Annotated in this window: 22 protein-coding genes; 10 read left to right on the top strand and 12 right to left on the bottom strand. The window is 61.0% G+C overall.

The annotated features are described in order from the left end of the window. Positions 1-56: 56 nt before the first annotated feature. The 3 genes from H4W29_RS30835 to H4W29_RS30825 are packed head-to-tail and all read right to left on the bottom strand — an operon-like array spanning position 57 to position 4,118. Positions 57-989 (bottom strand): sugar phosphate isomerase/epimerase family protein, encoded by a 933-nt coding sequence (locus H4W29_RS30835; protein WP_192732549.1) that lies wholly within the window; start codon positions 987-989, stop codon positions 57-59. A 10-nt stretch (positions 990-999) separates the two neighbouring features. Next, positions 1,000-2,511 carry a glycerol-3-phosphate dehydrogenase gene (locus H4W29_RS30830; RefSeq protein ID WP_192732548.1) on the bottom strand — a complete coding sequence of 504 codons (1,512 nt, stop codon included), beginning with the start codon at positions 2,509-2,511 and terminating at the stop codon, positions 1,000-1,002. Between the two features lie 35 nt (positions 2,512-2,546). Further along, a complete protein-coding gene (locus tag H4W29_RS30825; protein ID WP_192732547.1) occupies positions 2,547-4,118 on the bottom strand; it encodes an FGGY-family carbohydrate kinase in 1,572 nt (523 codons plus the stop codon). A gap of 802 nt (positions 4,119-4,920) precedes the next feature. Between H4W29_RS30825 and H4W29_RS30820 the strand changes: the two genes are divergently transcribed. The 7 genes from H4W29_RS30820 (at position 4,921) to H4W29_RS30790 (ending at position 13,557) form a co-directional block, all read left to right on the top strand. Next, complete coding sequence (locus H4W29_RS30820) at positions 4,921-5,577, top strand: DUF2291 family protein (protein WP_192732546.1); 657 nt, start codon at positions 4,921-4,923, stop codon at positions 5,575-5,577. After that, a complete protein-coding gene (locus H4W29_RS30815) occupies positions 5,574-7,118 on the top strand; it encodes a sugar ABC transporter ATP-binding protein (protein ID WP_192732545.1) in 1,545 nt (514 codons plus the stop codon). Before H4W29_RS30820 ends, H4W29_RS30815 begins: the two co-directional genes overlap by 4 nt. Positions 7,119-7,141: 23 nt before the next feature. Further along, positions 7,142-8,194: an ABC transporter permease gene (locus H4W29_RS30810; RefSeq protein WP_192732544.1), complete on the top strand. Its 1,053-nt coding sequence runs from the start codon at positions 7,142-7,144 to the stop codon at positions 8,192-8,194. A gap of 108 nt (positions 8,195-8,302) precedes the next feature. Beyond that, positions 8,303-9,250 carry a D-ribose ABC transporter substrate-binding protein gene (locus tag H4W29_RS30805; RefSeq protein ID WP_192732543.1) on the top strand — a complete coding sequence of 316 codons (948 nt, stop codon included), beginning with the start codon at positions 8,303-8,305 and terminating at the stop codon, positions 9,248-9,250. A 134-nt stretch (positions 9,251-9,384) separates the two neighbouring features. Further along, on the top strand, positions 9,385-10,227 hold the full coding sequence (locus H4W29_RS30800) for a DeoR/GlpR family DNA-binding transcription regulator (protein WP_192732542.1): 843 nt from the start codon (positions 9,385-9,387) through the stop codon (positions 10,225-10,227). A gap of 36 nt (positions 10,228-10,263) precedes the next feature. Further along, positions 10,264-11,799 carry an FGGY-family carbohydrate kinase gene (locus H4W29_RS30795; RefSeq protein ID WP_192732541.1) on the top strand — a complete coding sequence of 512 codons (1,536 nt, stop codon included), beginning with the start codon at positions 10,264-10,266 and terminating at the stop codon, positions 11,797-11,799. Positions 11,800-11,811: 12 nt separating this feature from the next. Continuing rightward, entirely contained in the window at positions 11,812-13,557 is a 1,746-nt protein-coding gene (locus tag H4W29_RS30790) for a glycerol-3-phosphate dehydrogenase/oxidase (protein ID WP_192732540.1), read from the top strand. 101 nt (positions 13,558-13,658) lie between these two features. Here H4W29_RS30790 and H4W29_RS30785 read toward each other — a convergent pair whose 3' ends face one another. The 9 genes from H4W29_RS30785 to H4W29_RS30745 form a co-directional block, all read right to left on the bottom strand. Then, positions 13,659-14,471, bottom strand: coding sequence for a phosphate/phosphite/phosphonate ABC transporter substrate-binding protein (locus H4W29_RS30785; protein ID WP_192732539.1), 813 nt, complete (start codon positions 14,469-14,471; stop codon positions 13,659-13,661). A 5-nt stretch (positions 14,472-14,476) separates the two neighbouring features. After that, positions 14,477-15,961 (bottom strand): HAL/PAL/TAL family ammonia-lyase, encoded by a 1,485-nt coding sequence (locus H4W29_RS30780; RefSeq protein WP_192732538.1) that lies wholly within the window; start codon positions 15,959-15,961, stop codon positions 14,477-14,479. After that, positions 15,958-16,959 carry an ornithine cyclodeaminase family protein gene (locus H4W29_RS30775; protein ID WP_192732537.1) on the bottom strand — a complete coding sequence of 334 codons (1,002 nt, stop codon included), beginning with the start codon at positions 16,957-16,959 and terminating at the stop codon, positions 15,958-15,960. The genes H4W29_RS30780 and H4W29_RS30775 overlap by 4 nt, the downstream gene beginning before the upstream one ends. Before the next feature lie 11 nt (positions 16,960-16,970). Then, positions 16,971-18,290: an LLM class flavin-dependent oxidoreductase gene (locus H4W29_RS30770; RefSeq protein ID WP_192732536.1), complete on the bottom strand. Its 1,320-nt coding sequence runs from the start codon at positions 18,288-18,290 to the stop codon at positions 16,971-16,973. Continuing rightward, positions 18,287-19,366 (bottom strand): LLM class flavin-dependent oxidoreductase, encoded by a 1,080-nt coding sequence (locus H4W29_RS30765; RefSeq protein ID WP_192732535.1) that lies wholly within the window; start codon positions 19,364-19,366, stop codon positions 18,287-18,289. The genes H4W29_RS30770 and H4W29_RS30765 overlap by 4 nt, the downstream gene beginning before the upstream one ends. A 15-nt stretch (positions 19,367-19,381) precedes the next feature. After that, positions 19,382-20,314: an ABC transporter ATP-binding protein gene (locus tag H4W29_RS30760; protein ID WP_192732534.1), complete on the bottom strand. Its 933-nt coding sequence runs from the start codon at positions 20,312-20,314 to the stop codon at positions 19,382-19,384. Further along, the gene (locus H4W29_RS30755) at positions 20,311-20,952 is read right to left on the bottom strand and encodes an ABC transporter permease (RefSeq protein WP_192732862.1); all 642 of its coding nucleotides are present in this window, start codon (positions 20,950-20,952) and stop codon (positions 20,311-20,313) included. The genes H4W29_RS30760 and H4W29_RS30755 overlap by 4 nt, the downstream gene beginning before the upstream one ends. Positions 20,953-20,962: 10 nt before the next feature. Beyond that, on the bottom strand, positions 20,963-21,580 hold the full coding sequence (locus H4W29_RS30750) for an ABC transporter permease (protein ID WP_192732533.1): 618 nt from the start codon (positions 21,578-21,580) through the stop codon (positions 20,963-20,965). A gap of 99 nt (positions 21,581-21,679) precedes the next feature. Beyond that, positions 21,680-22,561 carry a glycine betaine ABC transporter substrate-binding protein gene (locus H4W29_RS30745; protein ID WP_192732532.1) on the bottom strand — a complete coding sequence of 294 codons (882 nt, stop codon included), beginning with the start codon at positions 22,559-22,561 and terminating at the stop codon, positions 21,680-21,682. A gap of 262 nt (positions 22,562-22,823) precedes the next feature. On the opposite strand from H4W29_RS30745, the gene H4W29_RS30740 reads away from it, so the two are divergent. The 3 genes from H4W29_RS30740 (at position 22,824) to H4W29_RS30730 (ending at position 25,614) form a co-directional block, all read left to right on the top strand. After that, positions 22,824-23,282 carry a helix-turn-helix domain-containing protein gene (locus tag H4W29_RS30740; protein ID WP_192732531.1) on the top strand — a complete coding sequence of 153 codons (459 nt, stop codon included), beginning with the start codon at positions 22,824-22,826 and terminating at the stop codon, positions 23,280-23,282. Positions 23,283-23,301: 19 nt separating this feature from the next. Further along, on the top strand, positions 23,302-25,239 hold the full coding sequence (locus tag H4W29_RS30735) for an AfsR/SARP family transcriptional regulator (protein WP_192732530.1): 1,938 nt from the start codon (positions 23,302-23,304) through the stop codon (positions 25,237-25,239). A gap of 138 nt (positions 25,240-25,377) precedes the next feature. Beyond that, positions 25,378-25,614, top strand: coding sequence for a hypothetical protein (locus H4W29_RS30730; protein ID WP_192732529.1), 237 nt, complete (start codon positions 25,378-25,380; stop codon positions 25,612-25,614).

Below are 25,614 nucleotides of genomic sequence, written 5' to 3'. Positions count from 1 at the left end.
CCATTTCTTCGACGGCTATACCGCCTGACAACAACCAGCCTTTGTAGATGGCCGGATCATATCTTCAAGTCCGCAGCGCCGGTGTCGATATGCGGCGCCCAAAAGGCGACGCTTTCGGCAATCTGCGCGATAACCTCGCGATCGTTCGGCTCGCGTTCCTTGAAGGAAAGTTCGAGACAGATCTCGTTGTCATTGGCACCGCCTGCCGCGAAAGCCTCCAGCAACGGGGCGGGTTGAATCCGCCCTTTGGCATTGAATTCCGCCGTGAACGGCCGGTGGCCGCCCTTGTCCATCAGGCTCTGCTTGATATGGATGATCGGCGACAGCTTCGGTACGGCCCGCGCCCAGGCATAGGGGTCGTAGTCGTCGGGATTGGCGGAGGTGACGTCGCCATGGTCGATATCTGCCATCATCCACATCGGCACCGCCATATCGGCGGCAGTCAGTCGTGCCTGCAGCGAAAGGCAGGATTCGATCGTGTCGCCGAATTCACGGCCGATGCTCATCGGCTCCCAGAAGATGTAGGAAAGACCGGCAGCCCTGGCATGCTCTGCGACTTCGCACCAGCAGTCGATGGCAATCCTTGTCAGCTCCTCGCGCCGGCTTGCGTCGTCGAAATCCTTGTAGGTGAAGATCGCAAATTGCGTGCCTACGGAATGCCCGCCGAGATCGGCGGTAATGTCGGCGAAGGTCTTGAACCAATCCACGTAATAGCGGCGGACCTCGGCATCCGGATGCCCGAAATGGTTCAGCCGTCCATAAGGTCCGGTCATGCCCGAGGTAACGCGAACGCCGGTGCGCTCCAACGCTGCTTTCATTTGGCGGGTCAGGCGGCGGATGACCGGGGCCTGCCAGCTCGGATTGATGAATTCATGCGTCAGCTGGAGGTCGCGGATGCGCAGGTCTCGCGCCACCGTCTCGATCAGGTCGTCCGGGTCGGCAAAACGGTTCACCAACGGATTGGTATTCAGCGAAAGCGAAAGCGGCATCAAGGCCTCCTCAGGCGGCGGCAAGATGGGATGAAGCAAACCAGTCGGCAAAAGCTGCCCGCTCTGCCTCGCTCAGATGCAGGTAGTGCTTGGTGCGGCGATAGAGGATGTCCTCGGCCGTCTCCGCCCATTCGTTGGCGGCGAGATAACGGGCCTCCGCCTCATAGAGCTGCCCGCCGAAATGGCGGCCGAGCCCTTGCAGGTCCGCAGCACCAGCAACCACGTTCTTCGTGCACGTGCCATAAAGACGGCCATAGTGATGGAGGAGCTTGCGCGGCATCCAGGGATAGCTGTCACGCAGGCTGTTGGCGAAGGTCTCGTAGTCGGCATTAGGCATTTCCCCGCCCGGCAGCGGTGCCTTTTCCGTCCAGTCGCCGCCCATGTTCGGGAAGATGTGCCTGAGGCGCTGCATGCCACGTTCGGCAAGCTCTCTGAACGTCGTGATCTTGCCGCCGAAGACATTGAGAAGCGGCGCTCCCCCCGTCTCGTCAAGATCGAACACGTAGTCACGAGTCACCGCCGAAGGATTGCCCTTGCCGTCATCAAACAGCGGGCGCACGCCGGAGAAGCTGTGCAGCACATCCTGACGGCGCAGCTTCTCCTTGAAATAGCGGTTCACCGCCTTCAGCAGATAGTCGATTTCCGCCTCTTCGGCCGCCACATCCTCGGCCCGGCCCTCATAGGCGATATCGGTCGTGCCGATCAGCGCCTTGTCGCCCTCGTAAGGGTTGATGAAGATGACCCGCTTGTCGTGGTTCTGAACCAGATAGGCATTGGCGCCGGCCCAGAACTTCGGCACGATGATGTGGCTACCCTTGACGAGACGCACATTGCGGCTGGAATTGGAGCCGGCGACGCGGTTGATGATGTCGGTGACCCACGGGCCGGCGCAATTGACGAGACATTTGGCGCGGAACGTCCGCATCTCGCCGCTGGTGCTGCTTTTCGTCGTGATCGTCCATTGGCCGTTTTCCCGACGCGCAGACACTGCCGGCGAGCGGGTGAACACGAGGGCGCCCTTCTCAGCCGCGCTCACCGCATTCAAGGTGACGAGGCGGGCATCATCCACCCAGCAATCCGAATATTCGAAACCGCGCGTATATTGGTCGAGTATGGGTGTGCCTTCGGGATCGCGCAGCAGATTGAGCGTGCGGGTGCCGGGCAACTTTTTGCGACCGCCGAGATGATCGTAGAGAAAGAGGCCGAGCCGGACGAGCCAGGCGGGGCGATCCTCGGGACTGTGCGGCAGCACGAAACGCATCGGCCAGATGATGTGCGGAGCCGCGTTGAGCAGCACCTCGCGCTCGATCAGCGCCTCCCGCACCAGTCGGAATTCGTAGTATTCCAGATAACGAAGGCCGCCATGCACGAGCTTGCCCGAGCGGGAGGAGGTGCCCTGCGCCAGGTCGTCCTTTTCGCATAGGGCGACTTTCAAGCCGCGCCCGGCGGCATCGCGGGCAATTCCCGCGCCGTTGATGCCACCGCCGATGACGAAAAGATCCAGGATTTCGGGTTCGGTCATGTCATGCTCCCTCGGATGCCTTTTGTATCAGCGATTCATTTTGCGGACGGCATCGCCGCGGCTCTGGCCAATGCCTCCCAGGCAGCGGGCATGGCCCTTCGGATATCGGCGTAGGCGGAAAAAAGCAGATCGAAACGGGCGGCTTCGTCGCCGATTGGCTGTTCGGCCTCGCCGAGCAGTGGCGTGACCCAGTCGCCGATGCAATCGTCCATGGTCCTGTAGGCGCCGATCGCCACAGCCGCCATCATCGCAGCACCTGCCGCCCCAGTCTCTTCGCGAAGGGACAGGCGGATCGGCGCCTTGAGCGAGGCGGTGAGCGAACGGCGGAGCGCACTCGAGCGCACGGCGCCGCCGGTGACGCGTAGCTCTTCCGGCATCTCGCCCATGGCCGCGTAACAATCGCGCGTCGCCAGCGCCAGACCTTCGACAACCGCGCGAACGAGGTCTGGAAACCCGTGGCGAACCGAAAGACCAGAAAAGCCTGCCCGGGCCTGGGCATTGACGAAGGGGCCACGCTCTCCGGCCTCGGAAATATAGGGATGATAGACAACCGATCCGGGCTGGCTTTCGAAAAACCAACGGTCGATCCTGGCGACGAGCTCTGCGTGAGTGGCAGGTTTTCCCGCCTCCGCCATCAAGTAGGCAGCCATCTCCAGCAGCCAGTCGATATTGATCGTCGCACCCATATTGGTCTGCACTTGGGTAACGGTATCAGGGATCGGCAGCGCGATGACATAGCCCGTGCCCTCGCGGTTGAGATGGACATTGGCCACCGGCTTTGCGCGCAGATGCACGCCGGTCGAACCGATCGTCGAACAGGCTGCGTTGCGCCCACCGCTGCGAACACCGGCGCCGAGCGCGGTCATCACCATGTCGACGTAGCCAAGACTGACAGGCGTGCCGGCCAGCAGGCCGCAGGCCTGCGCCGCTTCGGCCGTCAGCGGATGGCTGATCTCGGTTCCATCGACGATCTCCGGCAGAAGCGTGCGGCGGCGCGTCAACCCGAGCGCGTCAATGGCAACGGGCGAATACTGCCGGGTTCTGAAATCACCAAAGGTAAAGCTTGCCTCCGAAGGGTCGGTCGCCCGCACGCCGGTAAAATTGAGATAGAGCCAGTCCTTGCAGTGCAACGCAGTTTCCGCCCGGTCCAGGAGCTCCGGCGCCACCCGATCCATATGGGCGAGCTGCGCGCCCTGCTGGCAGGTATTCAGTCCCGTGCCCGTCTGCTCGAAACGCGCCCTGTCTGCTTCCTGACCGGCAAGTGACACCACAGTCGGCGCGGCGCGGGCATCGAGCCAAAGCCAGGCATCGGCGACAGGCTGATTTCCGGAACCGACCAACCATGTTCCGTCTCCCTGCCCCGTCACCGCGATCGATGCGGTGCGCGATGCAAGACCCTCAACCTTCTCGCCAAGGCCGCGAAGCGCGCCGACGCAATCCTGCCATGTCTGCGCGAGCGATTGCGTGGCCGAACCATCGCTGCCGCTTGAATATTTGTTGCGAACGGACGCTGCGGCGATCTGGCGGCCGGAAAGGTCGAAGGCAACCGCCTTGATGACTGAGGTTCCCGCATCGATACCAATGATGACTTGGCGGCTGACGTCCATCGCGGATTATCCGGCAACTACGTCGAACGTCGCGAGGAGTAGAACACGCGTCGATTTCATCTCTCACATCCTCCCGGTCGGCACAACCAGCAAAGGTTGCAGGCGATCACACTTCGAATTCACAGGCAAGTCAGCCGGCGCAGTCCCGCCTTTGATATTCGATACTTTTCGAAGCGTGCACGCGCTTCATCAAAAAGATAACACAAAGATATCATTGGTACAGTAAGTTTTTTCTCGCAATGAAATTTTTTTCAGATAAAATAATAGCAATCCGTTCGATGAGCATTGAGGGCTGCCTCGACTATCCGTGACACTGGCGCCACAGTGCAGGCATAGATGCCTGAACAATTTATCCTTTTATATCAAGTACATATATTAACAGTTCCGCTGGCTAGGTGCCTTCGCAATCGAACTGAAGCCCGGAGAGAAGATCCTTTTAACGTACGCTGATCACGCTTTTAATGTTATGCTATCGGCGTCAGTTCACAAAACGCCTGTTGACAGACGAATAATTTGATAACATGATTTTTGACATAAATACCATTTACCTATCATACAGGCATTGCTGATGAGGGGTTTGCGGTCCGGGCGATTGGAGGAGACAAGCGCCTGTCCCGACACGTAGGAGGTTCGGATGCACAATTTTTCCGGCTATCATCACGCCACAGGCAGCGACCGGCGAGACAGGCTCCCGAATATTCGTGCGATTCTCGGAGCGTGTCGTCTTCGATGACGCAGCCATAGGCTTCGCCAACTTCCTCCCCTTCGACGTAAATCCGACCAGCCGCAGAGGTCGCCAGCAATGAATACTCAGCCCGCCCACGCAGCCTCCGCGTCAGCCAAAGGCAACTTGAAGATCATCGTCACCGCCGTTGCGGCAATCGTGGTCATCGGCGCCATCGCGCTCGATACCACGGTTGTGAAGATCGGCTCGGAAGAAGACGTTAGGCAGCAGGCATTTTCTCCGGAAACCTTTGGCGCGGAGCAGTTCCCGAAAATCCAGGCGGATGTCGAGAAGCGAGCGGTGGCTGCGATTGACCTGGCGACGGCGATCGCCGCCGACAAGAAGGCGGCGGGCGAGAAATACGGCATTGCCACGAGTACAGGCCCGGTCATCCCGGTGACACTGACCGGCACTTTCGGTGAACGCAAATCCAATACCAACGAAATGAAGATCGACGGCCTTCCCCCCGAGACGGTGGTCCGTGTCCAGACCGGCCCTGCGGTCAATGGCACGGACCTCCGCGATGCCACAGGCACGATCCAATTCGGCCAGTTCACCAATCAGATCCAGTATCAGGACGCCGGCTCGGCCATCAACAACGAGATGAAGAAAGCCGTATTCGCCGGCCTTGATCCGGATCAGCTCGATGGCAAGACGGCAACCGTTGTCGGCGTCTTCAAACTCATCAACCCGAAAAACTGGCTCGTAACCCCGGTCGAGGTCAACGTCAAATGAGCCAGCCAATCGCCACATCAAGAGGCCTTGGCGAGGTCGTCCTAGCCGCCCGCAACATCGCCAAATCCTACGGTAGCGTGCATGCCCTCAAGGGCGTCAATTTCGATATCCGTCGCGGTCAGGTCACCACGCTTTTTGGTGAGAACGGCGCGGGCAAATCGACGCTGATGAAAATCCTTTCGGGCGTCGTCCAGCCGACGTCGGGTGAGATCATTCTCGACGGTGCGCCGATCAGCTTCAACTCTTCGACGCACGCGCGCGAATGCGGCATCTCGATCATTCACCAGGAGCTCAGCCTCGCGCCCAATCTCAGCGTGCGCGACAACATCTTCATGGGCCGTGAGATCATCAAGAGCGGCGTGGTCGACTTCGCGGAAGAAGAACGCCAGACGCGCCTCTTGATGGAGGAACTGGAAGAGGAGATCGATCCGCTGACCAAGGTGGAGGATCTTCGTCTCGGCCAGCAGCAGATCGTCGAAATAGCCCGGGCGCTATCCGTCAATTCGCGTATCCTGATCATGGACGAGCCGACTTCGGCGCTGAGCGCCACCGAAGTCGAGGTGCTTTTCAAGGTTATCCACGACCTGACCAATCGCGGCGTGTCGATCGTCTATATCTCGCATCATCTCGAGGAAGCGCTGCAGATCACCAACCACGCCGTCGTGCTGCGCGATGGCACCATGACCGCCTATGCGCAACGCAAGGACATCGATCTCGAATGGATCGTGCGAAACATGGTGGGCGATAACTTCGATCTCGGCAGCCCACCTGACGGCTATCAGTTCGGTAAACCTGCACTTTCGATCGACAATCTCACTGTTCCAGGTCCCTCGGGATCAGCCTTCAATTCCGTCGACCGCCTGTCGCTGGATGTGCGCGCCGGAGAGGTCGTCTGCATCTACGGTCTGATGGGCGCCGGCCGCACCGAGCTTCTGGAATGCGTGGCCGGACGGCTGCGCGCCAGCGGCGGCGCCGTGAGGCTTGAAGGCCAGGATGTCGGGCATCTGAGCATTGCCGGACGCATCGCAAGCGGCCTTGTGCTGGTGCCGGAGGATCGCCAACGCGACGGCCTCGTCCAGACGATGACGGTCGGCTCCAACCTCTCGCTCGCCAGCATCGGCGCCTTCACCAAGGGGCTGTTCACATCCGGCCGTCGCGAGCGCGAGCTTGTCGATGCCTCCATTCGCAAAGTCCGCGTCAAGACCGATGGCGGAGAGGCGGCCATCGGTTCGCTGTCGGGCGGCAATCAACAAAAGGTGGTCATCGGCAAGATGTTGGCGACCGACCCGAAGGTCATTCTTCTCGACGAGCCGAGCCGCGGCATCGACATCGGCGCCAAGGCGGAAGTCTTCAAGCTGCTGGCTGAACGCGCCCGGCAGGGTCTCGCCGTCATCTACTCGACGTCCGAAGTCAACGAATGCCTGAGCATCGCGCACCGTATCATCGTCATGCATCGCGGCCGCATCTCGGCTGAATTCGGTGCTGACGTAACCAAGGAAAAGATCATGGCCGCCTCCGGCGAAGCCGTGGTCGCGCACTAGCCCGGAATTATGGAGCACTGATCATGTCAGTCACTGATATCGCCGAAAAGAAGACAGTTCCCAACGGGCAAAAGCGCAACATCAACCTCGTGCGCCTGATCCTTGAAGGCCGCGCCTTCTTCGCGCTGATCGTCATCATCGCGGTCTTCTCGTTCCTGTCACCCTATTACTTCAGCCTGAGCAACTTCCTGACCATGGCCTCGCATGTCGCGATCTTCGGCATCCTGGCGATCGGCATGCTTCTAGTGATCCTGAATGGCGGTATCGATCTTTCGGTCGGCTCGACGCTCGGGCTTGCGGGTTGCATTGCCGGCTTTCTGATGCAGGGTGTGACGCTGAACGCCTTCGGCGTCATTCTCTATCCGCCGGTCTGGGCTGTCGTGATTATCACCTGCACCCTCGGTGCCGTCGTCGGCGCGGTCAACGGCGTGCTGGTTGCCTATCTGAAGGTACCCGCCTTCGTCGCCTCGCTCGGCGTGCTCTATGTCGCCCGGGGCGTCGCGCTGCTGATGACCAATGGCCTGACCTACAACAATCTCGGCGGCCGCCCCGAACTCGGCAATACCGGTTTCGACTGGCTCGGCTTCAACCGCCTCGCGGGCATTCCGATCGGTGTCATCGTGCTCGCCGTGCTTGCGATCATCTGCGGCATCGTCCTCAGCCGAACGGCGTTCGGCCGCTGGCTTTACGCCTCTGGCGGCAACGAACGCGCCGCCGATCTCTCGGGCGTGCCGGTCAAGCGCGTCAAGGTCATCGTCTACGTGCTTTCGGGCGTCTGCGCGGCAATTGCCGGTCTGGTCCTGTCGTCGCAGCTGACCTCCGCCGGCCCGACCGCCGGCACGACCTACGAATTGACGGCGATCGCAGCCGTCGTCATCGGGGGAGCGGCCCTGACCGGCGGGCGCGGCACCGTTCGCGGCACGATGCTCGGCGCCTTCGTGATCGGCTTCCTGTCGGACGGCCTCGTGATCATCGGCGTCTCGGCCTACTGGCAAACTGTCTTTACCGGCGCGGTCATCGTCCTCGCCGTCCTCATGAACAGCATCCAATACGGACGCCGGACAAAATCGTCCTGACGTCAAAAGCAGAACTTATCCGCGACGGCAATTGGATTTCCAAAAAGCCGATGCGGAAAGCACCGCCGGTTTCCGGCAGCACCTGAACTCACAAATGGGAGAGAGACTATGTTTAAGAAAGGCATGCGCATTCTTCTGGCAGCCGCGGCTGTCGCCCCGATCTTCGTCAGCTCCGCCTGGGCGGCAGGCCAGATGACGATCATCGTCAATGATCCGTCCAACCCCTACTGGCTGACGGAAGGCAATGTCGCCAAGGCAACAGCCGAAAAGCTCGGCTACACGGCAACGGTCAGCGCGCACAAGGGCGACACCAACACCGAAAGCAACCTGATCGACACCGCCATCACCAACAAGTCGGTCGCCATCATCCTCGACCCGGCCAATGCCGACGGCTCGGTCGGAGCGGTGAAGAAGGCGGTTGCTGCAGGGATCCCCGTCATTCTCGTCAATGCTGAGATCAACCAGGAAGGCCTTGCCAAGGCACAGCTCGTTTCAAACAATGCCCAGGGTGCCGCGATCGGCGCGCAGCAATGGGTCGAAGCAGTCGGCGACAAGGGCAAATATGCCGAGCTTTTCGGCGCGCCGTCCGACAACAACGCCGCCACCCGCTCTAACGGATACGAGACCGTTCTGACCCAGTATCCCGACCTTAAGAAGGTCGCCCAGGAAGTCGCCAATTGGGACCGCACCCAGGGCCACAACAAGATGCAGTCCATATTGCAGGCCAATCCCGACATCATCGGCGTGATCTCCGGCAATGACGAAATGGCTCTCGGTGCGATCGCCGCCCTGAAGGAAGCTGGCAAGCTCGCCAACGTGAAGGTCGGTGGCTTCGACGGTTCGCCGGATGCGGTCGCCGCGATCAAGGCGGGCGAATTGCAATACACCGTCCTTCAGCCCGTCGCCGTCTTCTCCGAAGAGGCCGTCAAGCAGGCTGACAACGTCATCAAGACGGGCAGCACCGGTGCCAAGAGTGAAAAGCAGCTGTTCGATTGCCTGCTTATTACCAAGGACAATATCGACAAGTACACCGGCCCGTTCGTTCTGGCCCAGTAATCAAGAAGGAGGGCGTCCGGCCGGGCGCCCTCCATGCCCCTTTCAACCGCATCAAGCCGCTTTCGCCTTCTTTGCCTTGACATGGCAATCACTATACGAAGCTGGGATATGGAATTCAGCGACAAGGGTGACCCGTGACACAGAAGACCAATCAGGGCGATGAGCTGTTGGACCAGCTGACCAGCGACAGCCGCCAGACGCGCCAGGTCGCGCGCCGGCGCATGATCGCGGAGGCCGTGATGAGCGAAGGTTCGATGCGCATCGAAGATCTGACAGATCGCTTCGGCATAAGCCTGATGACGGCGCATCGCGATGTGGACGAACTCGTAAGCCGCGGGATCTTCCGGAAAACACGCGGTATCGTTACGGCGGCGGCCACCAATCTTATTGAATCCAGCGATGTCTACCGTTCGAGCAAACAGTCGGCGGAAAAGAAAGTGATCGCCGAGGCTGCCATGCAGTTCGTCGAACCGGGACAGGCCATCTTTTTCGACGACTCGACCACTGTCCTGCAGATGGCGTCGCATCTCTCCTCGAAAGTGCCGATCACCGCCATCACCAATTCGCTGACATTGATGAATGCGCTGACCGGCATGCACGACGTTACCCTTCTGGCGCTTGGCGGCCAGTATTACAACTGGTGCAATGCCTTCATGGGACGCATGACGATCAACGAGATCAGAGGTTTGCGGGCGGATATCGCATTCATTTCCATGTCGGCCATCAACGAGGGCATCGTGCTGCATCAGTCGCCCGAAACCGTCGATACCAAGCGCGCCATGTTCGACTGTTCCGTCAAACGTATCCTGCTTGCCGATCACACCAAATTCGAACGGCGCGCGCTCCACAGCTTCGCGGCGCTTGATGAATTCGACGTCGTCATCGTCGACGACAAGACCCTCCCTGTTCACATCGACCGGATGCGGTCCAGGGATATCAACGTCGTCGTTGCCAGGACCGGCAGCGGACGCATGTGACCGGACCGCCCGGCCGCTATAGAAAGGTGAATGTGCATGCCGAGCCTTCTCGGGATCGATAGTGGACTGACCGTCACGAAGGCCGTCATTTTCGATATCGACGGCACGCCGATCGCCGTCGCCCGGCGCCGCGTTACCCAGCTCATCCCGAGGCCACGTTTCGTAGAACGGGATATGCACGAATTGTGGACCGCAACGGCCGAGGCGATCCGCGAGGCGGTCGCCCTCAGCGGCCGTCCGGCAAGCGATATCCAGGCCGTGGCGGCGACGGCGCATGGCGACGGCGTTTATGTGCTGGATGAGGCCCGGGAGCCGCTTGGCAGCGGCATCGTATCGCTGGACAGCCGGGCGGGCGATATCATCGATCGATGGACCGACAACAAGGTTGCCGACGAGGCGATCGCTCTCACAGGTCAGGTGCCGCACGTCTCCGCCCCCTCGGCGCTGCTCGCCTGGATCCGGGACCATGAGCCGGAACGGTTTGCACGTATCGGCCATATCATGAGCTGCAAGGACTGGCTCCGATTTTGCTTCACCGGCACCGTTGGTACCGATCGCACCGAAGCTAGTACCTCATTCACCGATGTCAGGACACAAGACTATAGCGAGGACGCCCTGCGCCTCTTCGGTCTGCAGGCGCTTGCCAGAACTTTACCGCCAGCCTCGCGCTCGGATGAAATCGTTGGACGAATAACAGCCGACGCAGCGCACTTGACCGGCCTCGTGGAAGGCACGCCCGTGGCTGCCGGATTGCATGACGTGACCGCTTCGGCACTCGGTGCGGGTGGTTATGCCGATGGTGTCGTCGCCGTCATTGCCGGCACCTATTCGATCAACGAGACGCAGTCTTTCGAACCCCGCGTCGATCGACGCTGGTTCTGCCGCAATGGAATTGCGCCGGGCGTCTGGAACAGCATGTCGATTTCGCCTGCATCGAGCGCGAACTACGAATGGTTCATCGAAAAACTCTGCGGCCGCGAATGGACAGACTGCGAAGCCAAGGGCACGTCCATTCACGCTTTGCTGGCATCCGAGATCGACGCGGCTTTTGACCGGCCATCGCCCGTGCTTTTCCATCCCTATCTCTTCGGCTCGCCCTACGGCGCATCGGCAAGCGCAAGCTTCTTCGGGCTCGGCGGCTGGCATGATCGCGGCGACATGCTGCGGGCCGTCATGGAGGGCATCGCATTCAACCATCGCATCCATGTCGACGCGCTGCGCGACGGTTTCGCCTTCAAGGAAGCACGGCTTGCCGGCGGCGTGTCACGCAATCCCGCAGTCGCGCAGATGTTTGCCGATGTGCTTGCGATGCCGGTGACAGTGACCGGCACCGATGAGGCCGCGGCCTGGGGCGCCGCCATCTGTGCCGGCGCAGCCGCAGGTCTTTACCCGGACCCACAGAGAGCTCCAAAAACGGACAAGCAAGGCAAGACCTGCGAGCCGGACGCCGCCCGCAGCGCCGATTATGAAAAGCGCTACCGGCTTTTCCTCGAAATTGCAGAAACAATGACGCCGCTTTGGCCGAAGATCGCCGGCCTTGCGCGGGACAGTGCGGCAGCGGCCGCAGTTTAGGACGGCAGTACCATGACCCCCGACACGCTTGGGCGCAGCCCGGATATTCGCGAGCACGATGTCGACGTCGTGATCCTTGGAGCAGGCATCAATGGCGCCGGTCTGTTTCGCGATCTCGCGGCTCAGGGCATCAATTGCATGATCGTCGACAAATCGGACTTCGGTTCCGGGACCAGCGCAGCGCCATCCCGCCTCATCCACGGCGGATTGAAATATCTGGAAACCGGGGAGTTCGGCCTGGTTGCCCAATCCACTCTGGAGCGCAATCTGCTTTTGAAAAATGCGCCGCATTGCGTCGAACCGCTCCCGACATTCATTCCGGTCTTCTCCTGGACGCGCGGCATCTGGGCCGCGTTGCGGACATTGGCCGGCTCCAAGACGGCGCCGCGCAGCCGCGGCGCCGTGCTCATCAAGATCGGGCTTTCCCTTTACGATTTTTTCGGCTCACGCGATCGCGTGATGCCACGCCACCGGCTGATCCTGAAAAACAGGGCCAGACGGGAAATGCCGCATGTGACGCCGGCGATTGTCGCCGGCGGCATCTACTACGACGCAAAAATCAGCCGGCCGGAACGTCTCGTCTACGAACTCGTCAAGGATGGGCTGGAAGCGAACCCGCAATGTGCCGCAGCAAATTTCGTGACGCTGACGGCCTGCTCGGAAGGCCGCCTGAGTTTTCAACGGGAGGATGGTACTGAATTCATGGTGCGGCCGAAGCTCGTCGTGAACGCCGCAGGCCCGTGGATCGATCATGTCAACGCAGCGCTCGGCGCGCCTTCGCGGCTGATCGGCGGCACCAAGGGCTCGCACATCCTGATCGATCATCCCGAACTGGTGCGCAGTCTCAACGGTCATATGATCTATTTCGAAGCCGATGACGGCCGTATCTGCCTGGTCTACGGCTATCTCGGGCTTGCGCTCGTCGGCTCGACGGATATCCCGAGCCGGGATCCCGACACCGTGCGCTGCGAGGAACCCGAGATCGATTACTTCCTGCAGAGCCTCAGATCCCTGCTGCCGACGCTGCGCTTCGATCGCGACCAGATCGTCTACACCTATAGCGGTATCCGGCCGCTTCCTGCCTCCGACGGAACAGCACCCGGCCTGATCAGCCGAGACCATTCGGCACCGGTCATCGAAGCGGATGGCAAGCGGTCTTTTGCCATCATGTCGCTGGTCGGCGGCAAGTGGACGACATTTCGCGGTTTTGCCGAGGAGGTTGCCGACACAGTCCTGACCCGGCTCGGGCGTTCGCGCAAGCAATCGACCCGCTATCTTGCGATCGGCGGCGGAAAGGCTTTCCCAGCCGATGCGCGGGCGCGACGGGACTTTATCGACAGGATCGCCCCAGCGGCAGGAATCACGGCCGCGCGCGCGGAGCAACTTCTGAACCGCTATGGAACGACGGCCGAGGCGGTAGCGATGTTCCCTTCCAATCATTCCGACGAGCAACGGCTATCGGGTGCCGCGCACTACAGTTTTCGCGAGATCGACTGGATCGCGCGCAACGAGCTTGTGGTCCATCTCTCCGATATCGTCTTGCGGCGCACGACGATCGCGATCGAAGGTCATTTGACCTACGCAGGTTTGACGGACATCGCCGGCATCGCCGCAAAAGCGCTCGGTTGGGACGCTCCGCGTGTGGCGCATGAGATCGATGACGTTGTATCCCTGCTCAAGGAATTTCACGGCCAGACGCTGGCAGCAGGCACGCCGGATATCGAGCCGGAAAAAAGTGCTCGTCCCGTCAGCAGATGAGATCCAGGAAAAGAGCAGATCGCGCGTGTCGGCCGCAGAGTATTTTGCATCGCTAAAGGCGGAAGCGAGAATGATCTTATGAATTGGCGCCTCTGGAGGCTTCAATCGACCCAGTCCCTGTAGCCGGTATCAAGCGCACCTCGGGCAAGAGACAGGATCGGTTCGTAGTCGGCATCTGTGAGCATCGCGACATCGACAAGACCGAGAATATCGCGTGCACCGGAAAGCGATGGTGCTGCGATTGCAGCGACGAGCGCTTCGCGCAGCAGTGCCACATCCGCATCTGAAACCCTTGCCCCTGTAATGAAGGGCAGGCCAGGCGTTGCGGGTGTCTCGGCAAGGACGCGGATGCCTTCGACGCGAGCAGGCGTAAAACGCAGGAGATTGGCAAAGGTGATGCAGTCGATTGCAGCGCAATCCGCCTGCCCACTCGACACAGCATCAATACTGCCGCCATGGCTGCCGGTCTCGACCGTGCCACCGAAGAAGCGGCCATTGCGGGCAAGAGGAGCGACCGCGGCGCGAAGCAGATTTGCCCCGGAATTGCTGTCGGGACTATTGATCGCGGCTGTCGCACCGTGCAGGTCCTGCAGCGAAACGAAGGTGGAAGCGCGGCGCACAACAATGAAGCTGCGCATCAACGGTCCGTCGCAGCCGGGGTGGGTATAGACTGGTGTTGCCACGAGGCGCACCCTGCCGCGCAATCGCTTCACATAGGGATAACCACAGGTCTGGGAAAAGAGCAGGTCCTCATGCAGCCAGGCCTCGTCGTAAGGGATCGTCGTATCGAGGTTTTCCGGCGGATCCGAAAGCCCGGCCTGCACAAGAGAGTACCGCAGGAACGACCAGAGTTCAGCTGTTGCATCCGCAAGCGGTTGCGGCGTGACGTACATTGCAAGACTGGCGAGACGCATGCTTTTCACCCGCCGTAGTGCTCGTCGAGCAGGCGGGAAGCAAGGACGGCCACATCTTCGCCGAGCGAACGATCCTCCGTCATGACCGGTACGATGCCTCGAACGAACGCATGGGTTCCTGCCGTGCCCACGCCGCAACGGTGTCCGGGGCGCTGGTCGACCGCCTGAGCGGCTGCGAGCATTTCGCAGCCGATGAGCACGCGCCACAGTTCCAGCATCTCGCCGAGTTTGCGCACGGCAAGGGAGGATTGCGTTGCATGATCCTCGACGCCTTCAGATACCGCAAGGAAGTCGAGCATGACAGGATTGGCCTTGTGCCTGATATCGGCCATCAACGCCGCGACCGTCTTCTGCATCGGCACGAACCCGGCCGATGGACCGCCAATCGGCGACAGATAGCGCGGCAGGCCATTGCGACCCGAGCCCGTCAGCTGAATGAAGCGCGCGGCCGATGCCGCAGCCGCCTGAGCGATCGCAAGGCCCAGCGTCTCGAAGGCAAGCGAAAGTGCGGGCGTCTGAAAATTGCCTGATGACAGCACCTGTTGCTTTTCCAAGAGAACGACGGGATTATCGGCTGCGGCGTTGAGCTCGATCTCGACGGCTTCGACCGCCCTCAAGAGCGCATCGGCAAGGGCGCCGTGGATGGGTGCAAGGCAACGCAAGCTAAGCGGATCCTGGATTGCGGCGTTCGCCTCGAAAAGCGTCGAGCCCTCAAGCATCTGCAGCAACCGGTTGGCCTCATCTGCCTGGCCCGCTGCCGGACGGGCGCGTTGGATGGCCGGCGACAGAATGAGCGGATTGCCGGCAAGGCCCTCGAAGCTCAAGGCAGCCGCCCGGCGCTGGGCATCGAGCAACTCTTTGGCATCGTACAGGACGAGCGCGCCACGGCCGGCAGACACGGCTGAAGCATTGAGAAGCGATATCCCGTCCTTCGGTTGCAGGTTTGCTGGCGCAAGGTCCGCAAGCTCAAGCGCTTCAATCGCCGGGTAGACGATGCCGCGATACTCGGCTTTCCCTTCGCCGATCAGGGCGCGGGCCATGGCAGAGAGCAACACGAGATCACCCGCACCGATCGAACCAATCGAGGGCATGACCGGATGAACACCGGCGTTCAGCATGGCAAGCAACGCCTCGAACACGGGCAGTGAAATGCCGGATCCTCCGACTGCCAGCATCGAGAGCCTGGCAGCGATCACCGCACGGGTCGCATCGCGCGGCAGTGCTTCGCCGACCGCCATGCCGCGGCCGCGTATCAGTTGCAGTTGAAAGGCCTCGAAATCACCGGTCACCGCCGTCTTCAGATTGGCGCCGAGCCCGGTGTTCATGCCGTAGATCTGCTGGCCGGAAGCTGCGGCACCTTCCAGGATGCGTCGCGCGGCAATCAACTGGTCACGGACCGCGTCGGAAACATCGACGGTGGCATCGCGACGGGCGATCGCCTCTATATCGGCAATGGTGATGCCGGAGCCGGTCAGCAGGATCCCGGTCATGCGAAACGCAGCCTCTGGCCGATACCGGTCGAGCGCGCCTTGGAAAGCAGCGCGTGGCCAAGAGCAATGTCGCTGAGCGACAAGCCGCGATGCCACAGCAGGATAGTCTCGTCCTCACTCTCGCGGCCCGGCTTCAGACCGGCGACGACCTGCCCCAGTTCGGCATGCAACGTCTGCTCGGAAAGCCGGCCGGTCTCGACATGGGCGCGCAGCGAGCCGAATTTGCCGGTCTTGCACTGACCCCAATCGTCGACGACGAGCTTGGCCATGATGTCGGTCAGCGACAGTTCCACGGCGCTCATCGTGCCATAAGGCACGACGAAGGCGCCCTTCTTGATCCACTCCGTCTTCAGGAGAGGCTCGGGCTGCGATAGGCGTGATGCCTCGACTACGATATCTGCCCCCTCCACGCAGTCGCGCCAATTGTCGACCACGGTGATCTTCTTGCCGAGATCGGCCTCCAGCTTGGCGCCGAAGGCATCGCGGCTTTCGGGCCGACGCGAATGCACGCGGATCTCGTCGAAATCGAAGAGATGATCAAGCAGGCGGACATTCCAGTAAGCCGTGCCGCGCGCGCCGATATGACCGAGGACCTTCGAACCCTTTCGGGCGAGATGCCGGGCGCCGAGCGCGGTGACGGCGCCGGTGCGCATGTCGGTGATGACGGTTGCATCAAGGATCGCCTTCGGCACGCCGGTGCGCGGGTCGAAGAGGTTGAGCACGCCGAATTCGGAAGGATAACCGAGCTTGTAGTTGTCGACATAGTCACCGACCACTTTCACACCGGCAAGGCCGAGCGGCGCCACATAGCCACGCAACACGTTGAAATGGCCGTGAAAGCTCGCATCCGGCTCGAGATGGACGCGCGGCTCGATCACCGTCTGGCCCCTGCCCTGGGCGGCGAGCGAAGTTTCGATCGCCACCAGGATTTCATCATTGGTCAGGTCGAGCGCCTCGATGTCGAAGGCATTCAGATAGTCGATATAGATCGGATCCATTGTCATCTCGTTTATCGTTTGATCAGCGCGCCGAGGCCGAGGTTCTGGCGAAGCGTGCGGCCCTCGTAGTCTTCACGGAAAAGGCCGCGGCGACGCAGTTCCGGCACGACATGGGCCACGAATTCCTCAAGCCCCGAGGGGAAGAGCGGGGCCATAACATTGAAGCCGTCGGCGGCGCCTTCGCTGAAGCGTTCTTCCATCGCATCGGCGATCTGCGCCGGTGTTCCTGCGACCTGCCAATGGCCGCGCGCGCCGGCGAAATGGCGGGCAAGTTCGCGGATCGACAGGTTTTCGCGCTTGCCGAGATCAATGATCAGCTGCTGGCGGCTCTGGATCAGGTTGGTCTGCGGCATGTCCGGCAACGGCCCGTCGAGCGGATAGGCCGAGAGGTCTTGGATGCTGAGGTAGCTTGCAAGCAGGGCCACACCGACGGCGTCCGGGATGAGTTCCTGCAACACGCGGTATTTCGCCTTCGCCTCGGCTTCCGTCGCGCCGACGATCGGCGATATCCCGGGCATGATCTTGATGTCGTCGGGCTTGCGCCCGTACTTGGCAAGGCGCGACTTCACATCGGCATAATAGGCCTGGGCTTCGGCCAGCGTCTGGGAGGCGGCAAAGACGACGTCTGCCGTGCGGGCGGCGAGCTCCTTGCCGACATCGGAGGCACCGGCCTGCACCATGATCGGCCGGCCCTGGGCCGAGCGTGGGCTTTCGAGCAGGCCTTCGACGGTGAAATGCTTACCGCGGCGATGCACGGGATGAAGCCTCGCACGATCGGCAAACTGAGCCCCGCCGTCAGGAAAATAGGCTCCGTCATCGACGCCATCCCAAAGCGCGAGTGCTGCATCGGCAAATTCCTCGGCCCGCTCGTAGCGCTCGGAATGCGGGCGAAGGCCACTGCTCGCAAAATTCTCCGCCTCGAGTTCGCTTGCCGAGGTGACGAGGTTCCAGCCTGCCCTGCCGCCGCTCAGCTGATCGAGCGAAGCGAAGGTGCGGGAAAGACCGTAGGGCTCGTTATAGGTTGTCGACGCCGTTGCCACGAGGCCGATATGACTGGTGTTGACGGCAAGAGCTGCAAGCAGGCTCAGCGGCTCGAATGCCGTCGAGCGCGCTGCCTGGCTTGCCATTTCCGGATTGCGCTCTCGGATGGCGGCAGCATCCTCGACAAAGAGCATGTCGAATTTGCCCCGCTCGGCGATGCGGGCCAGCTCGATGAAATGATCGATATCGACACCGGCTTGAGCATGAGCTTGCGGATGTCGCCATGCCGCGATGTGATGCCCGCCAGCCATCAGGAAGGCGCCAAGTCTCATCTTGCGATCGCTGCTCATTGTGATTGCTCCAATGCTGCCGCCGGATGAGCCGGACGGGCAAGACCAAGACGATCACGCAAAGTTTTACCTGCATTCGCCTTGATCAATCCGAGGCGGCGCAACTCCGAAACCACCTCCGTCAAGAACAGGTCCCCCATCGCCACGGTCGGAGGCAATATCGTGAAACCGTCGATCTGCCCGAGGCCGAGCCAGCGCCGTAAGGAATCGGCGACCTCAGCCGGCGTCCCCACCAGACGCGACGCCGAAAGCGGTTGGCTCATCCGGTCGGCCTCACCAAACCGGAGCGCATCGCTTGCCGCCTGCGCCGCTTCGGGAGTTTCGGCAACGACTGGCACAACATTGGCCAGTATCCGCACGTCCTGCCGTCGGCGGCCAGCCTTTTCAAGCAGGCGCACGAAGCCGGCCGCTGTCTCGTTTGCACTTTCCGGCGTCCGATCTTGAAGCAGGACGACCTCAGCACTTTGCGCAGCCAACGCTTTGTTATCTCCACTCAGAAGCTGGGCGATGATCGGTCTGCCCTGCGGTGAGCGATTGATGTTGAGCGGACCGCGCACTGCAAAGTGCTCGCCCCTGTGGTTGAGAACATGCATCTTGGCTGGCTCGAAGAAACGGCCTTCAGCCTTGTCGTAGATGAAGGCATCGTCTTCCCAGCTGTCCCAAAGCGCGCTTACAAGGCCGAGATATTCCTGGCCGCGTTCGAATTCGCCGGATACGGGAAAGGCTACCCAGCCTGTCCGTCCACCGCTGATCTGGTCCAGCGAGGCGAAGCGCCGGGCGAGATTATAGGGCTCATGCTGGCTGGTTGCGGCAGCTGCCAGGAAGCCGATCCGGCGCGCCCGGGTCGCAAGGGCTGCGACCAGTGTCGTCGGCTCGAAGGGCGTGGCGACGGGCGAGAGGTCATCGATCGGCCTGGTACCGAGCCGGTCCGAAAGCAGGACGAAATCGAAACCGGCCTCCTCCGCTTTGACAGCCTGGGAAAGCAGCGCATCAAAACCGAGATGTTCGAGCGTTCCGGCATCGCGCCAGGCTGCGGGATGATGGCCGAAAGGTGTAAGGGAAAAACCGAGATGCATCAGAAACTCCTGCACTCAGATCGAGAAGATCGCGTCGCGCGTCAGTTGCCCGGTAACGATGCCACCGCCATCGACCACCGAGAGCACATCACTGTTGGCGGCGACCATCAGCGACAGCGCATCGCGCAGATTGGCACTCGCGGCAACGCTGACCGCGGGTGAAGAGGGAGCACCGGGCCGCATCGCGTCGGCAACAGAAAACAGGCTGAGCCGCTTGATTGCGCGATCGATGCCCACGAAATTCGCAACAAAATCGTCGGCAGGATGGGAGAGGATCGCATCCGGCGCATCATATTGCACGATCTTGCCGGAACGCATGATGGCGATCCGGTCGCCGAGGCGAATTGCCTCATCGAGATCGTGAGTGACCAGCACCACCGTCTTGCGCACGCGTTTCAAAATTTGCCTGAATTCGTCCTGTAGGCGTGTTCTGGCGATCGGGTCGATGGCGCCAAAAGGCTCGTCCATCAACAGGACCGAGGGATCGGCGGCAAGGGCGCGCGCCACGCCGATGCGCTGGCGCTGGCCGCCGGAAAGCTGGCGCGGATAGCGCTTCAGCATTTCCTTCGGATCGAGACCGACGAGATCGAGAAGTTCATCCGTGCGCTTGACGATCCGCGGCTGGTCCCAGCCGAGCAGGTTCGGCACCGCAGCGATATTTTCGGCGATCGTCATGTGCGGAAAGAGCCCGACATTCTGGATGACGTAACCGATATGGCGGCGAAGCTTGACCGGATCAGCTTTTGTCACGTCCTCGCCATTGACGAAGATGCGCCCTTCTGTCGGTTCGATCAGCCGGTTGATCATGCGCATCGTCGTCGTCTTGCCGCAGCCCGACGGGCCGATCAGCGCAACCGTCGAGCCCTCGGGCACATCGAGTGTCAGGTTATCCACCGAAGGTGCTGCACTTTCACCGTAACGCTTGGTGACGTTTTCCATGCGGATCATGCGGCGGTTCTTTCTGCAAACAGGCGCTTCTCGGTGCGGCCGAGGATGAATTCGGTGGCGAGTGCCAGGATCGCGATCGGCACGGCGCCGACGATGAGCCGCGACATATCCATCATACCAATGCCCGTCGCGATAAAATCGCCGAGCCCGCCGCCGCCGATGAAAGGGGCGAGCGTCGCTCCGGCCAGCACCTGGACAGCGGCCGTGCGCGCGCCGGCAAACATCGCAGGGGCTGCGAGTGGAATGCGGATCTTGCGCAGGACCTGGCTTCTGCTCATGCCCATGCCGATTGCCGCCTCCACCGCATCGGCATCGACATCGCGCAACCCGACATACGCATTGAGTAGGATCGGCGGCAGGGCAAGCACGGTCAGCGCCACGATCGACGGCAGGATGCCGATGCCGAGAAGCGGCAGCATGATCGCCAGGATCGCAAGGCTCGGGATGGTCCTGAGGCCATTGACGATGTTGATGACGCCAAAGGCAAAGCGACCGTAATTGACGATGAGGATCGAGAGCGGCAGCCCAATGGCAAGCGCAAGCGCCAGCGACACGCCGGACATCAGGAGATGCTGGCCGAGCGCGCGGAAGAATTCGTCCTGATGATCGATGATCCAGAAGAAGGCAGTGCTCAGCATCGACATGCCCTCACTGCCAGCGCACCAGGGCCTGCTCGGCCCGGGTGAGAATGAAATCGAAGATGATGGCCAGCAATGCCGTCAAAATGCCGCCGACCAGGATCTTCTCCGCGTATTCCTGATCGATACCGATCAGGATGATGGTGCCGAGACCTCCGCCGTCGATGAAGGCAGCGACCGTCGCAATGCCGATGACGGTCACAAGCGCGATCCGGGCGCCGGAGACGATCAGCGGCAGGGCAAGCGGCAGTTCAATGCGAAAGAGGCGCTGCCAGGGCCCGTAGCCCATGCCGTCGGCGGCATCGAGTATGTCAGCCGGGACGCCGCGGATGCCGGTGACGACATTGCGCAAAAGGATCAGCAGGCAATAGGAGGAAAGCCCGATCAGCGCTGGCTCCATACCGAGACCGACGAAAGGGATCAAGAGCGCAAAGAGCGCCAGGCTCGGAATGACGAAGATGATGTTCGTCACCGTCAGCGCGAAGGCATAGAGCCTCGGCCGGCGGGCGCAGACGATGCCGAGTACGAGCGCGATCGCAAGGCCGATCAGCACGGATGAAATCGACAGCACCAGATGCTGCCAGACGGCAAGCGCGATTTCCGGAATATGCTTGGGTGCCCAGCTCAAGGCGAGAAATCCTGTCTGACGATCACGACAAAGCGGCGAAGCCGCAAACTTCGCCGCATTTTTTCTTCAGGGAAAGCGAAACTTGCGCGTCGCCCTCGATCAGATGCCCTTGGCCTTCAGGAATTCCGCAGCAACGTCTGCCGGCTCTTCTTTATCACGATCAACTTTGGCGTTCAGTTCGCGCATGGTCTCGTTGTTGAGCAGCGGGCTGACCTTGTTCAGAACCTCGGCGATCTCTGGGTTCTTGGCAAGTGCATCCTGGCGCACGACCGGCACGAGGTAATAGGGCGGGAAGAGATGCTTGTCGTCGTCGAGCACGACCAGCTTGTTGTCGGAGATCTGCCAGTCGGTCGCAAAGCCGTAGGAGACGTCGAGATCCTTGCTCGTCAGCGCACTATATCGGATGCCGAGCTTGGCGAAGATCTTGAATTCCTTGAACTCGATACCGTAGGTCTGCTTCAGTCCCGGCAAGCCATCCTTGCGCTCGCCAAAGCCGCCCTCAGCGCCAAAGGTCAAGTTCTTGGAGACCGGTCCGAGGTCGCTCAGCGTCTTCAGCTTGTACTTCTCGGCGGTTTCCGGAAGCGTGATGATCGCATAGCCGTTGTTGATCTGCGTCGGCTGCAGAAGCGTCAGCTTGAGGTTCTTCTCGTAGTAATCCTTGACGTCGGAATAGATCTTGTCGGCAGAGCCCGACAGGTCACCCTTGACGACGGCCGCAAGCGCCGTGCCGGTATATTCCGGGTAGAGATCGATATCGCCATTCGTCAGCGCCGTATGGGCAACGAGCGTGGCACCGAGGTTGAGGTGGCGTTCGACTTCGACACCGGCCTTTTCAAGTGCCTGCGCGTAGATTTCGGCGACGACGAACTGTTCGGTGAAATTCTTGCTGCCGATCTTTACCGCATCGGCCTGCGCCGGGGCGCCCACGAAGACGGCGAGGATCGCGCCGGCAAAGAGGCCGGCGAAGGATTTTGAAAACATTGCGTTCCCTCATTTGACATTCGAGTTGTTCAGGAGAGGTGATAGCGATTTCCGATGGAGGAGGCGCAGAATGGAATACCAATTTTCTACCGATTTAGATGAAAATTGATCTCCAAAACGAACGCCCGATCATCGAAGAGTCGAGAAAGCCGAGCCGGTCAAGATCGGCCATCATTTGATCTCAAAAACAAATCATAGAAAAGCGGCGCGATGCCGTCTACAAGTCAATGCACTGAAATGCGAAAGAGACAGAAGGTAGGCCATGAACGTCAAGACACCGAACGCGATTGATACCTATGTCGGCATGCGTATGCGCAGACGCAGGCAGCTTCTCGGCATGAGCCAGGAGAGGCTTGCCGAACAGATCGGGGTGACCTTCCAGCAGGTGCAGAAATACGAAAAGGGCATCAACCGCATCGGCGCAAGCCGCCTGCAGAGGATTGCCGAAGTCCTGCGCACCTCGCCGGCCTTCTTTTTCGAGCAGGATGATTTGGAACCGCCGAGCCTTGCCGGCCTCGATTTGTCTGCCCCCGCCGATCCAGTCACAGAATTTCTGCGGTCGAAGGAGGGTCTCGTCCTCAACAGAGCCTTCGTGAAGATCGAGGACCGGCGCATTCGCGAGACGATCATCTCGCTCGTCAAGGCGATGGCGCAGGCCGAAAGCAGCGACATTCCGCTGAACGTGCTGAGAATGGACGAGCCCGAATCCCGCAGAGAGTGAAAGCGGACGATACCGTCCCATGTCTCTCAGGCTCGAATCATTCGGGGCATTGCGGCTGCTGAACGCGGCGGGAGAGCCTGTATCCTTCCCCGAAAAGGGCTTGTTGACGCTTTGCTATCTGCTCGACGGACCTGACAGCGAATATTCGCGCGGCACACTCGCCCGCTTCCTGTGGGACAACGCTGACAATCCCGATATCATGGCGAATCTGCGCAAAATGATCTCGCGTGTCCAGGCACGGCAGGCAGAACTCGGCGTGGAGCTGCTGGTCTTTTCTGCGACTGGTGTACGGATCAGACGGGGCGCCTTCGTCGCCGACCGCTCTGAACTTGATACCCTGTCCTCGGCCGATCCTCTCGACGTGCTGCGAAGGCTCGTATCGCTTTTGCAATCGAATTTCCTCGCCGAACTCGCAGATCAAAGCGCCAGCATCCGAGAATGGGTATCCAGCGAGCGCAGCCGGCATATGGCAATCCTCGTCGACGCGCTGAAGCGAGCACTGCCGGAAGCGCGTTCACGGGCCGATATTAGCCTTATCAAGGAGGCTGCGCTCAGGATCTTCCGCGATGCCCCCGATGACGAAAACATCCGCCATATCCTGCTGCAAGCCTATGAGGCCGAAGGGCATCTGGAAAACGCCAGGCAGCTTTTTGAGAGCCGCAGCCGCGATCTCCAGCGCTCGCTGGAGATCGGACTCGATCTGCAGGCCCTGAAGGAAGTGCGCAAAATTTTCGATGCCAGCAGGACACCAGCCTTGCCAGCGGCACCGGCGATGGAAAGCGGCGTCATTCTGAAAGCCGCTCCTTTGCCTCGCCTCGCCCTGTTGCCGCCGGCCGAAGCCGGTGCGGCCGGTCTCAAGCCGATACTTTCGGAGGCGCTGATCGAGGACGTGACCATCGGCCTTTGCGCCTTGAACAGCGTCTCGGTCGTTGCACCCCATACTGCCACACAGATCGCCCGTCACGCCGACCGGTCGGGCATGATCCTCCGCCATTCGATCTCCTATATTCTCGACACGCGGTTGACAGCCGGCGGCGGCACGCCGTCGCTGTTCGTCCAGCTCGTCTATGCCGCGAATGACGAGGTCATCTGGGCCGAGCGCTTCAGCCTCGAAAAATACGACCTGATCATCGACCGGCGTGAGATCGCGCGGCGCATTGCCAAGGAGCTCTCCAGGCAAATCCGCCAGAACGAGAGCGTGCGCGGAGCTTTCGAAAGCAATCCGGCCGCCTACCACAGTTATCTACTCGGTTTCCGGGACATGAAGCGGCTTTCCTTGCCGGATATCCGTCGCGCCCGGAGGGCGTTCCGCGACGCCGTCCAGCACAGCGCGCATTTCTCACCGGCGCTTGCCGGCCTCGCGCACACCTTCCTGATGGAATGGTTGTTGACGGCTCGCGGCGATGGCGAGCTGATCCGGCTTGCGGAAGATTATGCAAACCGGGCGATCGTCGCCGATCCGTCGCTCGCTTCCGGCTTTCACCAGCTCGGCGTCGCCAAACTCTATCTGAACGACCTCGATGAAAGCTTAGTGGCCCTGAAGGTCGCCGAGGAGCTAAGCCCCCACTATGCCGACGGCATCGCAAGTTATGCCGACACGCTGGTGCATGCCTCGCGCCCGGCCGACGGGCTTGCCAAGATCGAGCGGGCAATCTCGCTCAATCCGCTGAGCCCCGCCGATTATCTCTGGGCCAAGGCCGGCGCGAATTTTGCGCTCTTCCGCTATACGGAAGCGCTGGATGCGATCAGCAAAATGGACGATCGCACACCGGCCGATCGGCTTGCTGCTGCCTGCTGGGCAATGCTCGGCGACATGAAGAATGCCCGCCTCTACATGCGCAAGGCGCGCGAAACCAATCCCGATTTCGACCTCGATAGATGGCTGACCCTCGTGCCCTTCAAGGAGGCATGGCAAAAGGAACAGTATTGCGAGGCTCTGCAAAAGGCAGGCTTCTAGCTCCATTGGCCTGACTCGATTGAGTTGCCACCCTTGATACACCATTCAAACTGGTGTCACGCCCGTGTCACGCGCTTTCCTCGACGGCATCCGCTAGAACTCCTACCGACACGTCTGGGGGGCTCCGTGAGAATGGCAATGGAAGACATCATCGAACTCGGGGACGCCGAGAAGGATCAACGGCTGCGGAATATCGCGTCGCTTGCACGGCTCGTTTCCTATGCCCGACAGAGCGCCCGGGAACTCAATGCGGAGTTCTCCGTCTATTGCCTCGATCTCGCGCTCGGCGCGCTGCTGCAGGATCTCGCCGAGAGCGGCATAACCCTGCCGGTCGAGGAAACGATCAAAGATGCACCGGCAGGCCCGGTGCACTGA

Origin of the sequence: Rhizobium viscosum (assembly GCF_014873945.1) — a bacterium.
Lineage (GTDB): Bacteria > Pseudomonadota > Alphaproteobacteria > Rhizobiales > Rhizobiaceae > Rhizobium > Rhizobium viscosum.
The sequence above is the reverse complement of the archived record's forward strand: the minus strand, read 5'-3'. Positions and strand labels throughout refer to the sequence as shown.

Bases quoted from the DNA above. Each gene is read 5' to 3' on its own strand.
- H4W29_RS30835 (WP_192732549.1), bottom strand. From the start codon at position 989: ATGCCGCTTTCGCTTTCGCTGAATACCAATCCGTTGGTGAACCGTTTT.
- H4W29_RS30830 (WP_192732548.1), bottom strand. From the start codon at position 2,511: ATGACCGAACCCGAAATCCTGGATCTTTTCGTCATCGGCGGTGGCATC.
- H4W29_RS30825 (WP_192732547.1), bottom strand. From the start codon at position 4,118: ATGGACGTCAGCCGCCAAGTCATCATTGGTATCGATGCGGGAACCTCA.
- H4W29_RS30820 (WP_192732546.1), top strand. From the start codon at position 4,921: ATGAATACTCAGCCCGCCCACGCAGCCTCCGCGTCAGCCAAAGGCAAC.
- H4W29_RS30815 (WP_192732545.1), top strand. From the start codon at position 5,574: ATGAGCCAGCCAATCGCCACATCAAGAGGCCTTGGCGAGGTCGTCCTA.
- H4W29_RS30810 (WP_192732544.1), top strand. From the start codon at position 7,142: ATGTCAGTCACTGATATCGCCGAAAAGAAGACAGTTCCCAACGGGCAA.
- H4W29_RS30805 (WP_192732543.1), top strand. From the start codon at position 8,303: ATGTTTAAGAAAGGCATGCGCATTCTTCTGGCAGCCGCGGCTGTCGCC.
- H4W29_RS30795 (WP_192732541.1), top strand. From the start codon at position 10,264: ATGCCGAGCCTTCTCGGGATCGATAGTGGACTGACCGTCACGAAGGCC.
- H4W29_RS30790 (WP_192732540.1), top strand. From the start codon at position 11,812: ATGACCCCCGACACGCTTGGGCGCAGCCCGGATATTCGCGAGCACGAT.
- H4W29_RS30785 (WP_192732539.1), bottom strand. From the start codon at position 14,471: ATGCGTCTCGCCAGTCTTGCAATGTACGTCACGCCGCAACCGCTTGCG.
- H4W29_RS30780 (WP_192732538.1), bottom strand. From the start codon at position 15,961: ATGACCGGGATCCTGCTGACCGGCTCCGGCATCACCATTGCCGATATA.
- H4W29_RS30775 (WP_192732537.1), bottom strand. From the start codon at position 16,959: ATGGATCCGATCTATATCGACTATCTGAATGCCTTCGACATCGAGGCG.
- H4W29_RS30770 (WP_192732536.1), bottom strand. From the start codon at position 18,290: ATGAGCAGCGATCGCAAGATGAGACTTGGCGCCTTCCTGATGGCTGGC.
- H4W29_RS30765 (WP_192732535.1), bottom strand. From the start codon at position 19,366: ATGCATCTCGGTTTTTCCCTTACACCTTTCGGCCATCATCCCGCAGCC.
- H4W29_RS30760 (WP_192732534.1), bottom strand. From the start codon at position 20,314: ATGATCCGCATGGAAAACGTCACCAAGCGTTACGGTGAAAGTGCAGCA.
- H4W29_RS30755 (WP_192732862.1), bottom strand. From the start codon at position 20,952: ATGCTGAGCACTGCCTTCTTCTGGATCATCGATCATCAGGACGAATTC.
- H4W29_RS30745 (WP_192732532.1), bottom strand. From the start codon at position 22,561: ATGTTTTCAAAATCCTTCGCCGGCCTCTTTGCCGGCGCGATCCTCGCC.
- H4W29_RS30740 (WP_192732531.1), top strand. From the start codon at position 22,824: ATGAACGTCAAGACACCGAACGCGATTGATACCTATGTCGGCATGCGT.
- H4W29_RS30735 (WP_192732530.1), top strand. From the start codon at position 23,302: ATGTCTCTCAGGCTCGAATCATTCGGGGCATTGCGGCTGCTGAACGCG.
- H4W29_RS30730 (WP_192732529.1), top strand. From the start codon at position 25,378: ATGGAAGACATCATCGAACTCGGGGACGCCGAGAAGGATCAACGGCTG.